General features: G+C 69.1%; 14 protein-coding genes. 8 read left to right on the top strand and 6 right to left on the bottom strand.

Annotated elements, in window-relative coordinates:
• Positions 1-7: 7 nt before the first annotated feature.
• The 3 genes from ACFXC1_RS33970 to ACFXC1_RS33960 form a co-directional block, all read right to left on the bottom strand.
• Positions 8-757 carry an SDR family oxidoreductase gene (locus tag ACFXC1_RS33970; protein WP_381250135.1) on the bottom strand — a complete coding sequence of 250 codons (750 nt, stop codon included), beginning with the start codon at positions 755-757 and terminating at the stop codon, positions 8-10.
• A gap of 97 nt (positions 758-854) precedes the next feature.
• Positions 855-1,622, bottom strand: a complete 768-nt coding sequence (locus ACFXC1_RS33965; RefSeq protein WP_381250132.1) for a DUF4253 domain-containing protein — start codon at positions 1,620-1,622, stop codon at positions 855-857.
• A gap of 41 nt (positions 1,623-1,663) precedes the next feature.
• Complete coding sequence (locus tag ACFXC1_RS33960; protein ID WP_381250130.1) at positions 1,664-2,272, bottom strand: NADPH-dependent FMN reductase; 609 nt, start codon at positions 2,270-2,272, stop codon at positions 1,664-1,666.
• Between the two features lie 113 nt (positions 2,273-2,385).
• Between ACFXC1_RS33960 and ACFXC1_RS33955 the strand changes: the two genes are divergently transcribed.
• Positions 2,386-3,204, top strand: a complete 819-nt coding sequence (locus ACFXC1_RS33955) for a helix-turn-helix domain-containing protein (protein ID WP_381250127.1) — start codon at positions 2,386-2,388, stop codon at positions 3,202-3,204.
• Here the strand turns inward: ACFXC1_RS33955 and ACFXC1_RS33950 are convergent.
• Together ACFXC1_RS33950 and ACFXC1_RS33945 are read right to left on the bottom strand one after the other, a co-directional pair.
• On the bottom strand, positions 3,201-3,449 hold the full coding sequence (locus ACFXC1_RS33950) for a DUF397 domain-containing protein (protein WP_381250124.1): 249 nt from the start codon (positions 3,447-3,449) through the stop codon (positions 3,201-3,203). The two genes, ACFXC1_RS33955 and ACFXC1_RS33950, sit on opposite strands and share 4 nt — an antisense overlap.
• A complete protein-coding gene (locus tag ACFXC1_RS33945; protein ID WP_381250121.1) occupies positions 3,446-4,258 on the bottom strand; it encodes a helix-turn-helix domain-containing protein in 813 nt (270 codons plus the stop codon). Before ACFXC1_RS33945 ends, ACFXC1_RS33950 begins: the two co-directional genes overlap by 4 nt.
• A 122-nt stretch (positions 4,259-4,380) precedes the next feature.
• Here ACFXC1_RS33945 and ACFXC1_RS33940 point away from each other — a divergent pair, with 122 nt between their 5' ends.
• The 7 genes from ACFXC1_RS33940 to ACFXC1_RS33905 all read left to right on the top strand — a co-directional run bounded on the left by ACFXC1_RS33940 (position 4,381) and on the right by ACFXC1_RS33905 (position 12,378).
• Positions 4,381-4,812 carry an ATP-binding protein gene (locus tag ACFXC1_RS33940; protein ID WP_381250118.1) on the top strand — a complete coding sequence of 144 codons (432 nt, stop codon included), beginning with the start codon at positions 4,381-4,383 and terminating at the stop codon, positions 4,810-4,812.
• A gap of 71 nt (positions 4,813-4,883) precedes the next feature.
• Positions 4,884-5,486, top strand: coding sequence for a Type 1 glutamine amidotransferase-like domain-containing protein (locus ACFXC1_RS33935; protein ID WP_381250115.1), 603 nt, complete (start codon positions 4,884-4,886; stop codon positions 5,484-5,486).
• Entirely contained in the window at positions 5,408-6,376 is a 969-nt protein-coding gene (locus tag ACFXC1_RS33930) for a calcium-binding protein (RefSeq protein WP_381250113.1), read from the top strand. Before ACFXC1_RS33935 ends, ACFXC1_RS33930 begins: the two co-directional genes overlap by 79 nt.
• A 473-nt stretch (positions 6,377-6,849) precedes the next feature.
• Positions 6,850-10,800 carry a ricin-type beta-trefoil lectin domain protein gene (locus ACFXC1_RS33920; RefSeq protein ID WP_381250110.1) on the top strand — a complete coding sequence of 1,317 codons (3,951 nt, stop codon included), beginning with the start codon at positions 6,850-6,852 and terminating at the stop codon, positions 10,798-10,800.
• Between the two features lie 15 nt (positions 10,801-10,815).
• The gene (locus ACFXC1_RS33915) at positions 10,816-11,211 is read left to right on the top strand and encodes a hypothetical protein (RefSeq protein ID WP_381250107.1); all 396 of its coding nucleotides are present in this window, start codon (positions 10,816-10,818) and stop codon (positions 11,209-11,211) included.
• A gap of 46 nt (positions 11,212-11,257) precedes the next feature.
• Positions 11,258-11,662: a hypothetical protein gene (locus ACFXC1_RS33910; RefSeq protein WP_381250104.1), complete on the top strand. Its 405-nt coding sequence runs from the start codon at positions 11,258-11,260 to the stop codon at positions 11,660-11,662.
• Between the two features lie 11 nt (positions 11,663-11,673).
• Positions 11,674-12,378, top strand: a complete 705-nt coding sequence (locus ACFXC1_RS33905) for a hypothetical protein (RefSeq protein WP_381250102.1) — start codon at positions 11,674-11,676, stop codon at positions 12,376-12,378.
• Here the strand turns inward: ACFXC1_RS33905 and ACFXC1_RS33900 are convergent.
• Positions 12,371-14,320 (bottom strand): glycosyltransferase family 2 protein, encoded by a 1,950-nt coding sequence (locus ACFXC1_RS33900; RefSeq protein WP_381250099.1) that lies wholly within the window; start codon positions 14,318-14,320, stop codon positions 12,371-12,373. The genes ACFXC1_RS33905 and ACFXC1_RS33900 overlap by 8 nt on opposite strands.
• Positions 14,321-14,330: the final 10 nt, after the last annotated feature.

Raw genomic sequence — 14,330 nt, 5'->3', positions numbered from 1 at the left:
GCAACGGTCATTGGGGCAGCAGCTGTTGCCCGCCGTCGATGTCGTAGGTCGTGCCCGTCAGGGCCTCGTTGCGCATGATGTGTACGGCGAGAGCGGCGACGTCCGCCGGGCCGACCACCCGGCGGATGGGGAGCGAGGCGCGGAGTTCTTCGCGGCGGGCGTCGAGCCGGTCGCCCAGGAGCGCGGCCGAGAGCGGGGTGTCGACGAAGCCGGGGGCGATGACGTTGACGCGGACCGGGGCGAGTTCGAGGGCCAGGTTCGCGGTGAGGGCGGGGAGGGCGGCGGTCATCGCGGCGATGACGGACATGCCGACGGCGGGGCGGCGACCGCCCGTACCGCCGATGAACAGCAGCGTGCCCCCGGCGCGGACCCTTTCCCGGCCGTACTTGGCGATCCCGAGCACCATGGCCAGGCGCTCGCCGAAGTACCGGCCGGTCTCCGGCAGGTCCAGGTCGGCCAGGGGCCCGTACAAGGGGCCGCCGACGGTCGAGAGGACGTGGTCGACCGGGGCGGGCAGGTCACTGAAGAACTCCCGGAGCTGGTCCGCGTCGAAGGCGTCGAGGATCGCGGTGCTCAGCGGCCCGACCTCCGCAGCGGCGCGCTCCAGCCGCTGTGGATCCCGTGCGGCCATGACCACCTGGCCACCGGCGGCGCGGACCTGGCGTGCGGTCTCGAGCCCGATCCCCGAGCTCGCCCCGATCACGACGACGGTCTGACCGGCCAGGTCCTGTGGCCGGGCCGGGTCACTTCCGCTCATCACAGCCTCCGGTGGGCGACACAGGGGACGGGCCTCCCGAACGTAACCCGGGCCGCCGGGCCCCACCACCGGAGTGCGGCGACGGCTCAGGCCCGGGTCAGTCCCACCAGAAGGACCAAGTGGGCTGGCCGATCAGCTTCTGGGCGTACGTCTCCAGGTCGCCGATGTCGTCCGGGCAGAAGGCGAAGTGCTCGGCGGCCACTTCCTCGGCCTCGTCGAGATCGGCGGGCGGGGCCGCCACGGACACGGTCAGCCGGTCGAAGCCGAGGGCCACGACCCGTATGCCGAAGCGGTCCTCCCAGGAACGGAGGACCGCGCAGAGGCGAGCCGTGTCGTTCTCCTGATTGGCGGGGCCCATCCAGCCGATCGCCGCCGGGATGTCCGCGCTGCGCCGGGCCGGCACCAGGGCGAGGTGCGGTGCCTTGAACCCCGGCCCGCCACCCGTCAGCGAGTCGGCGACCTCGGCCGCCCGCTCGTCGGGATCGGCGACCAGGGTGAGCGGTTCGGCGAGACCGGGCCACTCGTCGCCCTCGTCCGTGTACTCCTCCCAGAAATCCTCCAGCACCTCGTCGGCGTCGTGGTCCCCGGGATACGACATCTCGTCGGGGCTCAACTCCCATTCCTCCGGCCCGCCTTGGTCGCCGCTCACGTCCATGAGCAGCGGGAGGAGCCCGGCGGTGCGCGCGGACCGCAGCGCGTCGTAGTCACCGGGCTTCGCCGGATCGTCCGCGCACCACAACAACGGTTCGTCCGACGGGCCTTCGGCAGTCACGTCGAACAGTCTCCCGGGAGGGAGCTCAAGCCCGAGCGAGCTGCCGCTCGGGTCGGCCGCCAGCTTCGGCAGCGGATTGGGAAGAGTCGCCATGTCAGAGACTTTAGAGGCGACCACTGACAGCCGGACTCCGGTCAGGCCGGGTACGGGCTCGCCTCGCGTGCCGCGCTCAAGGCGGCGGCCCACCAGGCGAGTTGGTCCAGCAGGGTCTTGGCGTAGCCGGGCGCCGCGGGGTCCAGGGGCTGCCCGTCCTCCCACGCGGTGAAGTAGTTCGGGAAGGCAAGGCCGTCGCGGATGGTCACCGCGTGCAGTTCGGTGAGGACGTTCTCCAGGTGGAGGACGGCATGACGGCCGCCGGCCGCGCCGCCGTAGCTGACGAAGGCGACGGGCTTCGCCGTCCACTGGGTGAAGTGCCAGTCGATGGCGGCCTTCAGGGCGGCGGGGTAGCTGTGGTTGTACTCGGGCGTGACCAGGACGAACGCCTCCGCTCCCGCCAGGCTGGCCGTCAGGGGCGCCATTGCTTCGGGCCGCGGGTAGGAGTCGCCCGCGTACTTCGGTGACTCCGCGGGCAACGACAACGGGATCTCCACGTCGGCCAGGTCGACGACCTCGACGTCGAACCCGCCGTGCACACGCGCCTGTTCGGCGACCCAGGAGGCGACGACCGGCCCGAACCGCCCTTCCCGCACGCTTCCGACGACGATGACCAGCTTGTGGTTTGTCTGCTTCTCGTTCTCGCTCATGTGATCCACGGTCCACCGCGTCCGGCGCGGCAACCAGACCGGGCGCAGGCTGGCCCCCGCAGGGCCACGCTGAGGCGGCCGGGCGAACCGGCCCCGCCACTAACCTTTGACTTATGGGCACGCCACTGGGGGACTTCGTCCGAGCCAAGCGCGACAGCATCCAGCCCGAGTCGTTCGGGATCCCCGAGCGGGGCCGCCGACGCTCACCGGGCCTACGACGTTCTGACCTGGCCGCCCGCGCCGGGATCAGCGTCGAGTACCTCACCCGTATCGAGCAGGGCCGGGACCGCAATCCGTCCCCCGCCGTGGTCAACGCCATCGCCGACGCCCTCAGCCTGGACGCGGCGGAACGCGAGCACCTCCGCTACCTCACCAAGATCACCGGCGGAGCCTGCCCCACGCACCGGCGGCCCGCGCCGCCCAGCCGCGAGGTTCGCCCGACTGTGCTGGCGACCCTCCAACTCCTTGAGCCCGCGCCCGCGTTCATCACCAACCGCCTCGGCGACGTGCTCGCGCACACCACGGGGTTCGAGCTGGTGATGCGTGGCAGCGGGCTGCTGGAGACCCGTGAACCGAACCTGACGCGCTATGTGTTCACCGATCCGCGCGCCCGGACTTTCTTCCCCGACTGGGACCAGGTGGCCGACGAGCAGGCCTTCGACCTGTGGCTCGGCCCGTCCCTGGAGACCTCGGAGTGGTTCACGGCGGAACTCGCTCCGCTGGCCGGGCAGGAGTTCACCCGACGCCTCAACCGCCACCTGCCTCCACCACAGGTCCCGCTCCGCACCGGGCACGAACTGCGTTGGCAGCGCGAGCGGTTGGAGCTGCCGCGCACGGACGCGCAGGAACTGGTCGTCCTCCTGCCCGCCGACGAGGCGACGGCCCAGGCGGTGGAGCGCCTCCGCCACCGCACGCTTCGCGCGATCGGCTAGCGGGCTGCCGAGTTGGCCGTGAACGCGGTCCAGGCGGTGGGGGAGACGGTGAGGGTGGGGCCGCTGTCTTCGGGGTTCTTGGAGTCGCGGATGTGGATGGTGTGGGGGCAGGTGGCGACCTCGACGCACTGGCCGCCCTCGCTGCTGCTGTAGCTGGACTTGCGCCAGGCGTAGGCGACTTCGAGGCACTGGCCGCCCTCGTCGCTGCTGTAGCTCGACTTGAACCACTGAAGTGCGGTGCTCATTGATCTCCTAGCAGACGGTCGAGCAGGCTCCTGGACTCTAGGGGTGACAGGGCCTGTGACCGCAGCATCGCATATTTGCGCGCGAGGATGGACACCTCATCCAGGTCGGAAACCCACTGGCTGCCGCGCTGGCCTTCGGTGTAGGCCAGGTGTTGGTGGTCCGGTGTTTCCAGGAGGGTGAAGGGGCCTGCGAGCCCCGCATGTGAGGAGGCGTTCATCGGCAGGATCTGGAGTGAGAGGCCCGGGAGTTCGGCACACTCGCGCAGGAAGCGGAGTTGCTCGCGACGGGCTTCCGGTGTCCCGATGCCGAGATGCAGCACCGGCTCCCAGATCACGAAGCTCATCGTCGGCGGGTTTTTGCGCTGCAGAATCTCCTGCCGTTCGATGCGACCCGCGAGCTTGGCTGCGGTCTCGTCCTCGTCGTACGCCGGAATGCGCTCCGTAAGGACCGCGCGGGCGTACTCGGCGGTCTGGAGCAGACCGGGGATGACGGCGTTGTCGTACCAGGACAGAGCGATGGCCTCGCGCTCGTGCAGCATGTATTCCTCGGCGTAGAGCGGGAATTGGTCGATGTCGGGGAGGTTGTCGACGCCCGCCGCCAACGTCCCCTTCGTGTCGAGGATCAGATCCAACGTCTTGGCGAGCGACAGCATCAGCCGCCGCCTGCCCTGCTCGATCGACGCGATGGTCTCCTCGTCGACCATGGCGCGTTCCGCGAGTTGACGTTGCGTCAGTCCGGCGGCCATGCGGGCCGCTTTGACCTGTGAGCCCAGTAGCCGCATCGTCGAGCGGTTCTTCTTGGAGTTCATGCTGTGGTGCTCCCCACATCCACCCGTTACGGACCCCGCGCGCACCCGTACTCCGCCCGTACAAAAACGGATCCAGACCTCACGCCCTGTCAACAGTAGTGACGCTCAGCAACTCTTGTCCCGTGAACCCGAGTGAGAAGTTCTTCCGGCGCGAACGCCGGTCCGTGCCCGCCGCCAGGCACTTCGCGCACGCGTTCCTCGCCGAGTGCGGACTCGCGGAGGCCGAGCGCGGCGGCGATGTGCTGCTGTGCGTCAGCGAGTTGGCGACCAACGCGCTGGTGCACGGGGTGCCGCCTGGACGCCAGTTCCGGGTGTTCCTGCGCTACGACGGTCACGCGGTGCGGGTCGAGGTCCACGACAGCGGGGGCGGCGTACCGCACGTCGACGAGGCCGGCGATGGCGACGAGGGCGGGCGCGGGCTGCTGCTCGTCGCCGCCCTCGCCGACAAGTGGGGCGTGGGGGAACGGGACTTGGGGAAGGTGGTGTGGGCGGAGTTCGGGTACGTGGGCGGCGCGTTTTCAGCCTGTGCGGGGCAGCGGCCGTTGTCACAATGAGTGGCCCGTTCGACCTACCCACGGAGCCGGGACAGATGGGGGCACGATGAAGCTTCTCCTCACCGACTCCGGTGTCAGGAACGCGAGCATCCTGGCGGCGCTGGTCGATCTCCTGGGTCCGGGAGGCGGACGCCCTGCTGGAGAACGGCGGCGACGCGCCGTACCTGTCCCACTGGATACGGGAGTCCGGACTGGCCGACCTCTTCCCCTCGCTGCGCGACACGGTCCACGTGGGGATCAGTGCCGGGAGCATGGTGCTGACCCCGCGTATCGGGGAGGCCCGCGTCGACCGGACGCCGCCCTCCGGTGACGACCGCACGCTGGGAGTCGTCGACTTCTCCCTCGTCCCGCATCGCGACAGCCCGGGTCGTCCGGAGAACACCATGGCCGAGGCGGAACGGTGGGCCGCCGGGATGGCGGGTCCGGCGTACGCCGTCGACGCCCGGACCGCCATCGAGGTGACGGACATCGCGGCGGCGTCGCTGAACACTGCCCCTCGGAACCATGAACTCCGTAAGGGGCTGCACAACCCCCCATACGCACCGGCGGTCACTCGTGATGGTCGGAATCCCCTGCGTTGTACGGAGGTTGTGCCATGCCCTCACCCCGTTCTCCCCGCTCGCCCCGCTGTCCCCGCATCAGCCGCAGGACCCTGCGCGCCGCCTCGGCCCTGAGCCTGGCCGTCGGCTCGACGCTGGCCATGTCGGTCGCCCTGCCCGGCACGGCGGGTGCCGCGACGGCACCGGCGACCGTCAAGAGCCGGGCCGCCGCGGGGACGTTCGAGTACGACGCGGCGCCCGGCCAGACCAACCACGTGAGTGTCGTCGCGAGGTCGAGCGACGGCGTTCACCTCACCTACGCCATCGACGACCTGGTCCCGATCACCATCGCGGCGGGAGCCCCCTGCACCCACCCCGACAGCGCGGACCTCACCAGAATCTCCTGCACGGGCACCGGCAGGACGAGCGGCCACCGGTACACCGTCCTGGCCGTGGTCCTCGGCGACGGCGACGACTACTTCACCTACGACAACGGCACCGGCCAGGTCCGCAACTCGGTCTTTCTGAGCCTGGGTTCCGGCAATGACGGCGCGATCGACTCCGGCGAGATCGACGGCAACGAGATCGACGGCGGGGCGGGCAACGACAGCGTCTTCGCCGGCACCGACGCGCTCGTCCTCGGCGACGAGGGCGCCGACACGATCTACGTCGGTGCCCGGTCCAACGCGTTGGGCGGGACCGGTTCCGACGTGTTCTACCCCAGCGGTGACGGCAGCCGCGTGGACGCGGGCGCGGGCGACGACCTCATCTACGGCGGCGGGGGCCGTCAGACCTTGATCGGCGGGGCCGGCAACGACGAGATCCGCGGCGGCGCGGGCGACGACCTCATGTACGGCGGCGCGGGCAACGACACCCTGTTGGGCAGCTACGGCAACGACCTCATGTACGGCGACAGCGGCGCCGACACGCTCTACGGCAACAGCGGCAACGACAAGCTGTACGGCGGCACGGGCCGCGACACGCTCTCGGGCGGGCCGGGGCGGAACGTCGTACGCCAGGACTGAACGAACCGTGCTGGATGAACTGGGCTGGACGAACGAAGCGGTGGGTTTGTCCTCCGTGCAGCACGGCGCCTACTACACCGACACCACCGACCCGGACGACGCCCCGGGCCAGACCCTGCCGGCCGTCGTCTTCGACGGCACCGCCTATCCCAACCGGGTCCGCGCCAACAGCGCCGACATCGAGCTGACGTACTGGCACCACCATCACCAACGCCAAGCAGCAGGCGACGATCACCACGATCGACCCGGCCCGCGGCCTCACCACGCTCACCACCGACCCCAACGGCAACAAGACCCGCTACGAGTACGACCTCCTCGGCCGCCTGGTCAAGGGCTGGCAGCCCGGCGACGCCGACGACCTGCCCTCCACGACGATCAGCTACGCGCTGGGCACCAAGACCCCGACCCGGGTCATCACCAAGAGCCTGAAGGACAAGGGGGGTTACACCCAGTCCGTCACCTTCTACGACGGCATGGGCCGCACGGTGCAGACCCAGGCACCGGACGCCACCGGCCTCGGCCGCCTGGTCACCTCGGTCCGCTACAACGACCACGGCGCCCCCGTCCGCACCGACAACGGCTACTACGTCCTCGGTCTGCCGGCCACCACGCCGTACATCCCCACCAGCCAGCAGTCGATCCCCAACTCGACGCGGGCGACCTACGACGGCCTCGGCCGCCCGCTCACCTCGACGACCCTGCACCACAACGCGGACTTCGCCACCGCCACCACCACCTACAGCGACACCGACGCCTCCGCCACCGTCGTCCCGCCCACCGGCGCCACCGTCACGAAGACCATCGGCGACGCGCTGGGCCGCGCGGTCAAGGCGATCACCTACACCAACGCCGACCGCAGCGCGAACACCTACACCGAGACCACCTACGACGCGCTCGGCAACCGCACCCAGGTCAAGGACAAGTCGGGCCACCTCTGGACCTGGACCTACGACTCCCGGCACCGCGTCCGCCTCAGCACCGACCCGGACTCCGGCACCAACCAGACCTGGTACGACGACGCCGACCACGTCACCCAGACCAAGGACGCCACCGGCAAGATCCTGCACTACGGCTACGACCCGCTCGGCCGCAAGAGCACCCTCACCATCGGCTCCGACACGTTCCCGACCGACGAGTGGACCTACGACACCGCCACCAAGGGCATCGGCCTGCCCGCCAAGTCGATCCGCCACACCACGCTCGGCTCCACCACAGGCGACATCGTCAGCGAGGCCACCAGCTACACCGAGGACGGGCAGCTGACCGGCAAGACGGTCACGGTCCCCGCGGTGAGCGGCAGCACGGACAACCTCTCGGGCTCGTACCACTGGTCGTACACCTACACCCGTACCGGCAAGCCGCTCACGACGACCCTGCCGGCCACCCCCGGCGGCATGACCACCGCCGAGAAGGTCGTCACCCGCTACAACACCCAGGACCTGCCCGTCTCCACCTCCGGCTGGGACTGGTACACCACCGGCGCGGTCTACAACCCGTACGGCCAGATCACCCGCTCCACCAGCGGCAAGAACCCCTACCGCGTGTGGACAAGTGCCTTGTACGACGACTCCACCGGCCTCCTCCTCCACTCCTACGCGGCCACCCAGACGGCGAACGGCCTGGTCTCCCAGTCCGCCTACGCCTACGACCAGGCCGGCAACACCAGCCTGCTGGCGACGGGTTCGACCTCCGGGACGACCACGACCTGGGACAACCAATGCTTCACGTACGACGCGCGCGGCCAGTTGGTGGAGGCCTGGACGGGCGCCACGGCTAAGTCCTGCACGGACTCGGCGGGCACGACGTGGAAGGCGACCGATTCCTCGGCGACGGCATCGGGCGGCGTGGGGACCACCCCGTCGGCCTCGACGATCGCGACGGGCACGGCGGCGTACGGCTCCCTCCCGTACTGGCAGTCGTACCGCTACGACGACCTCGGCAACCGCTCCACGCTCACCGACCACAGCACCCAGCGCACCTCCACCGGCGCCCTCAACACCGCGCTGGACGGCTCGACTTCGTACGCCTACGGGGACACCGGCCAGCCGGACACGTTGACGGGCTGGACGCAGAAGACGGTGACGGCGGCGGACTCCGGCACGAAGACCGTCACCGAGGCGAACGCGGCGACCTTCGACGACGCGGGCCGCACCCAGACCCGCACGATCAACGGCGATGCCCAGTCCTTCGTCTACGACGGTGAAGGCCTGCTGAAGACGGTCACCGGGTTCGGCGCCGGCTCGGGCGCGATCACCGGTCCGGGCGGGCTGTGCATGGACGACTCCGGCGGCCACACGGCCGACGGCAACATCATCCAGATCTACACCTGCAACGGCACGGCAGGACAGAAGTTCACCGCCAACGGCGGCAAGTTGACGGTCCTGGGCAAGTGCGCCACGGCCTCGGGCACGACGACCGGCTCCACGATCACGCTGAAGACGTGCGTACCGGACGCGACGACCCAGTCCTTCGTTCTCCGCACCGACGGCACCTTCTACAACGCGGCATCCAAGCTCTGCCTGAACGTGGCGAGTGCCACGGTCAGCGCCGACCTGACCCTGGCCGCGTGCACGGCGAGCGCCGACACCCAGAAGTTCACCCTCGCCGCGAGCACGTCGTACCTCTACGACGCGGACGGCAACCGCATCTCCAAGACGACGGGCGGCTGGACGACCCTGTACCTCGGCGAGACCGAGGTGATGGGCTCCCAGACGTCCACCGCGACCAAGGCGATGCGCAGTTACGCCCAGGCCGGCGCCCCCACGGTCGTCCGCTACACCTCCAGCGCCACCAGCGCCCACACCCTGGTCGCCCAGGTCACCAACCCGCAGGGCACAGCCACCGTCCAGATCAAACTGGCCTCCGGAATGGCCGTCCAGACCCGGTCCTACGACGCGTGGGGCAACCTGCGCGGCGACCAGGAACCGTCGCTGACCGGCTGGGCGGGCTCGCGCACGTACATCGGCGGGACGGACGAGTCGAGCACGGGCCTGATGCACCTGGGCGCACGCGACTACGACCCGGTGACCGGCCGCTTCACATCACTGGACACGGTGATGGACTTCTCGGACCTCCTCCAACTGGGCGGCTACGCGTACGCGGACAACAGCCCGGTGACGAAGGAGGACCCCAACGGCCAGATGTGGGGCTGGTCCCAGATCAAGCACGCGGCCTGGTCCGCCACCAAGACGGTCGCGCACGTGGCCTACGAGTACTCGGGCCTCGCCGACATCGTCAACTGCGCCACCAACCCGACGCTCGGCGGCTGCCTGATGGCGGCGGCGACCATCATCATCACGGTCGCGACCTTCGGGGAAGGGGGCGTGGCCCTGGCCGCGGCCCGCGGCGGAATGCGCTTCGGCGGCGGGGTGCTGGCGCGCGGCGCGGAACAGGCGGCGGTGAAGACGGCCGAGAAGACGGCCGCCAAGACCGTGGCCAAGGCCGTCGAGAAGAAGGTCGTGAAGACGGCCGAGGAGAAGGCGGCCAAGGCGGTCGAGAAGAAGGCCGCGGCGAAGGCCATGGAGAAGTCGGCCGCGAAGACCGCGGAGAAGGACGCGGGCAAGGCGTCGGACGCCGGCGAGGACGCGGTCGAGTCCGGCGGCAAGTGCAACAGCTTCACACCGATGACGCGCGTGCTGCTGGCGAACGGCAAGACCAAGGCGATCAAGGACCTGCGCCCCGGCGACAAGGTGAGATCGACGGACCCGGTCCTCGGCACGACGGCGTCCCGCACGGTCACGGCTACGATCCAGGGCCACGGCACCAAGCACCTGGTCCGCCTGACCCTGGCCAACGGCAAGTCCCTCACCGCCACGGACGGCCACCCGATCTGGCTGCCGAAGCTGCACCGCTGGGCGAAGGCGAAGGAACTGCGGCCGGGGGACTGGCTGCAGACGTCGGCCGGGACGTATGTCCAGGTCAGGGCGGTACGGGCGTGGACGCAGACGGCGACGGTGAACAACCTGACCGTCTCCGGCACGCATACGTACTATGCGCTGGCGGGGGCTGCACCAGTCCTGGTTCACAACTGCGATGGCATTGACGAAGAACTTGGCGGACTCGATGAAGATACATACAATTCCATCGATGAGGCTCACGGGCCACAGATCGCTGATGGCGTTGACTATCAGGTGCAGCGGATGCATTCAGCCGATCATCCGGAGGCCACGGCTCAAGAGGTCAGCAATGCTGCTGACCACGTAATTCCGAATATAGGGCACGACCCTGCTGCGCTCGGGAACTACTTTGCGAGTTTCAAGAATGCGACTTTCACGCATGTGGACGCCATTGTGAGGAGTGGTACCTTTGCGGCAGAGGCCCTTTACGATGCGAATAAGGGTGTAGCGATCATTCGGAATACTCGAATGATCCACGGCTATATGATGACCCCTGCGGAATTCGCGGCGCGTTACGTGCCGAAGTGATGGGATGAGTGATCCGTGAGAAGGAAAGTGGTCGTCGCTCGCAAGAATGGAATCTTTGTGCTTGACCTGGTCAAGTCTCAGTACTTGATGGTGGTCAACAGTGCCATGACATTCTCGCGGTATGTTACGGATCCTGACCAGCGATCGCTAATTCTTGGGCCGTCTTCGCGTGAACTGCTGTCCGCTGTCGAAGATGTCGAAAAAGGGAGCGAAGCCAATGGTGGGATTGAACTTTCCCTGTCGGGTGGGCAGATTCATGCCCTCTACGTTCTCCTGATGTGGCTGCCCACGTCCTTCAATTCTGAAGAAGCCTTCTTCGCCAGGGTCGGGGCTTACAGGGAGAACTTGACGAATATGGCCCAAGGGCTTCTTGCGGCTGTTGGTGAGCTTTCGGCGGGCGACGTGAATTAATCTCACGTAACAATGCCGCCAAGTCGGTCCGGGAAAGCGGCCACCCGTGCAGTTCAGTGAGCCCGAGCGGCTCTTCAAAGTGTGGGAGTACTCTCGTACTCATCGCACGCTGCTTCTGCGCAGCGACTCCGACCTCGCCCTGAAATCCCGCCCGCGCATCGAGCTGAGCGCGGGCAACGTCCAGGTCATGTTCCTCAGATCGCTGATGAGGGGGCTCACCCTCCGAAGGGTCTCCGCTCTCGCCGAAACCGAGCTCATGGCGCGGAACTACGGCATCACCGAGCACCTGGACCACATGTTCCTGCTGGACTCCCCCAGCGGAGAGGGACTCCTGGTCTCGGGCAACCCTTCATGGGCGATGGCCGAAGCGCCTGTCGACGCACCGTCGTTCTTCTCCCGGGCGGGGGAGATCGATCGGTATCCCGGTGCGGTGTCGGGGCAGGTCTCCTAGGATCCGGGGCCATGGAGTCTCGGCCGTACCCCTACGCGGACATCGTCGAGCGGGGCGGACTGCGGGTCGTCGTCCTCGACCTCGCCCGCGAGAACGGGATCGATCTCGGAGTCACCGTCGCCGCCGGTGCCACCGCGGGCGAACCTTGGAACGCGGCCCAATTCCCGTCCCCGCGAGGCACGATGCGGATCCTCCTCGGCCACGGCGTCCGCCGCTTCTCCTTCACCCTCGACAGCAACCACACCCACGTCTGGGCGAGCGGCAGCACGGGCGACCTGGCCGAGGGCGTTGCGATGATGGCGTACTGGCGGGAGGGCGCGAAGCTCGCCGAACTCGCCGAGCGCTTCCCCTTCATGGAGTTCCGCAGGCTGAGCCAGGCGTACGAGGACGGCAACCCCGTCGAGACCCAGTGGGACATCCTCACCGGCGACGACACGTTCCTCGCGTACCGGCCGTTGCTGCTGGCCCTGCGCTCGGACCCCCAACTGCGCCTGGCCTTCCCCTACTTCTCCATGTGGGTCCTGCGGCTGGCCACGGACTGCCACACCTCCGACCCGGGCCTCCTCTTCCTCAAGCCGAACCCGCGGGACGGGGACGAGGGCTACGTCCTGTGGTCCTCGGAGGCGCTGGAACACACCAGGGCGTTTCAGCGCCTCGACGATCTGGTCCCGGCCGCCAGAACCCTGCTGGGGGAGCTGCCGGGCAGCCCTAGCTAGCCCTCTTGCGCCCCAACAGCCCCCGCACCCGCCGTACTTGACGGTTGTCCGCCACCGCGTCGAGGAAGCGGCGTCCGCCGGTCGAGTCGTATGCCGGGCCCTCCACGCGGAGCACCGTGCCGTTGCGGACGACGGCGTAGGCGAGGGGCTTGGCGGTCTTGGGGAGGTTGACCGGGTGGCGGCCGGCGGGGAGCTTCAGGCGGGCGGGGAGGCGGAGTTGGGCCACATCGCTGCTCGGGGCCGGGAGCAGTTCGGCCTGTACTCCGAGCGTGCCCACGGTGACCTTGACGCGGACGGGGGCGCTGTCGACCGCCGCCGCGAGGTACGGGAGCGGGAGTGAACTGCCCTCGCCCCGGGCGGCGTTGGTCGCCGCCGGCGTCGACGTGTCCTGGCCCAGCTTGCGCTGGCGCTGGTCCACGTCGAGGGCGAGCTGGCCGCTGCCGGTCCAGTAGGGGAGGGAGAGTCTGCCGCCGGTCAGGGCCGGGCCTGCCGCCGGGGTGCCCGGCGTGGCGTCGCTCCCCGTCACGCGCACCATCCGGTCCACGCCCAGGAGTTGGACGTAGGCCCATACGTCGTGCACCCCGCGCTCCAGCGGACGGCCGCCCGCCAGCCGCTCCGGGTCGAGGCGCAGTTGGCCGGAGGCGACGACCTGGGAGCGGCCTTCGCCGAGCGGTCGTAGCCCCAGAACGAGGTCGCCCTCCGGGTACCACCAGTCCTCGCGGTCGCGGTCCTTGACGATCAGCTCCGCGTAGGCGAGGCGGAAGGGGTCCGGGACCTCCCAGCCGTCCGCCGTGCCCGGGACGCCGTCCAGGAGGTCCGGGTCGAGCCACTGCTTGCCGTCGCGCTCGATCAGGGTCAGGGGTTCGCCGTCGCCGCGGAGGAGTTCCAGCGTGATGTCGGCGGTCAACTGGCCGTTCTCCCAGCGGGGTTCGCCCACCGTGGTGCGGGGCTTGATCTCGCGGACGCGCTCGGCGAGTGTCACCGCGCCGTCGAAGTCGCCGGCCTCCAGGAGTGCGGCGCGCAGTCGGGACACGGCGGGCAGGCCCTCGCGGACCGCCGCCGGGAAGTCCTGCACCGCCACCTCCCGCGCTGCCTCGAAACGCTGTCGCTGCTCCGTCGGGTCCTCGCGCAGGATCTCGGGCTCGCGGGTCCGGGAGAGGACCTCCACGTGGTAGAGGCGGTGGAGGAGGCGGTTCTGGAGGGCGTCGATGTCGTCGGAGGCGGGGGTGCCGTCCTTGATCTGGCCGATGATCGTGCGGGTGTTGGCCCAGAAGCCGTGCCGGGGGTCGAAACGGTGCTGGGTGTTGTTGCCGCCGTCGTCACGCTTCATCCAGTAGTAGACCGGATAGTCGGCGAGGATCGCGATCCGCTCCGCCTTGAGGTACGCGGCGCTCACGAACGCCAGGTCCTCCAGGATCCACGGGCCCTCGGGAAAGCGCAGCCCGTGCTCCTCGACGAACGCCCGCCGGAACATCTTGTGCGGCGACATGCTCTGCATCAGCTCGTCGTTCTCGATCGTGCAGGCGTCCACCGTGTGCCGGAACAGCCGCCTCGGCCGCACCATCGTGCTGGACATCTTGCCGAGGACGACGTCGGCGTCGGTGCGCTTCGCGTGCTCGTACAGCCGCTCCAGCGCCTCGGGCCCCAACTTGTCGTCGTGATCGACGAATTGGACGTACTCGCCCTTCGCGTGCCGCATGCCCAGGTTGCGCGGGGCGCCCGGCCAGCCCGAGTTCGGCTGGGTGTGCACCTGCACGTTGGGGTGCCCGGCGGCGATCTTCTCCAGGCGGCTCAGGGTGTCGTCGGTCGAGCCGTCGTCGACGTAGACGATCTCGTACTCGTCGGCGGGCAGGCTCTGCCCCAGCAGCGAGGGGGCGCACTCGTCGACGTACTTCCCGGTGTTGTAGACGGGAACGATCACACTGACCTTGACTCTGGGCATCCCCGGACAC

The sequence above is a fragment of the Streptomyces hokutonensis genome (genome assembly GCF_042751305.1).
Classification (GTDB): Bacteria; Actinomycetota; Actinomycetes; order Streptomycetales; family Streptomycetaceae; genus Streptomyces; species Streptomyces hokutonensis_A.
Note: the sequence above shows the minus strand (reverse complement) of the source record. Positions and strands in the feature narration are given on the sequence as shown.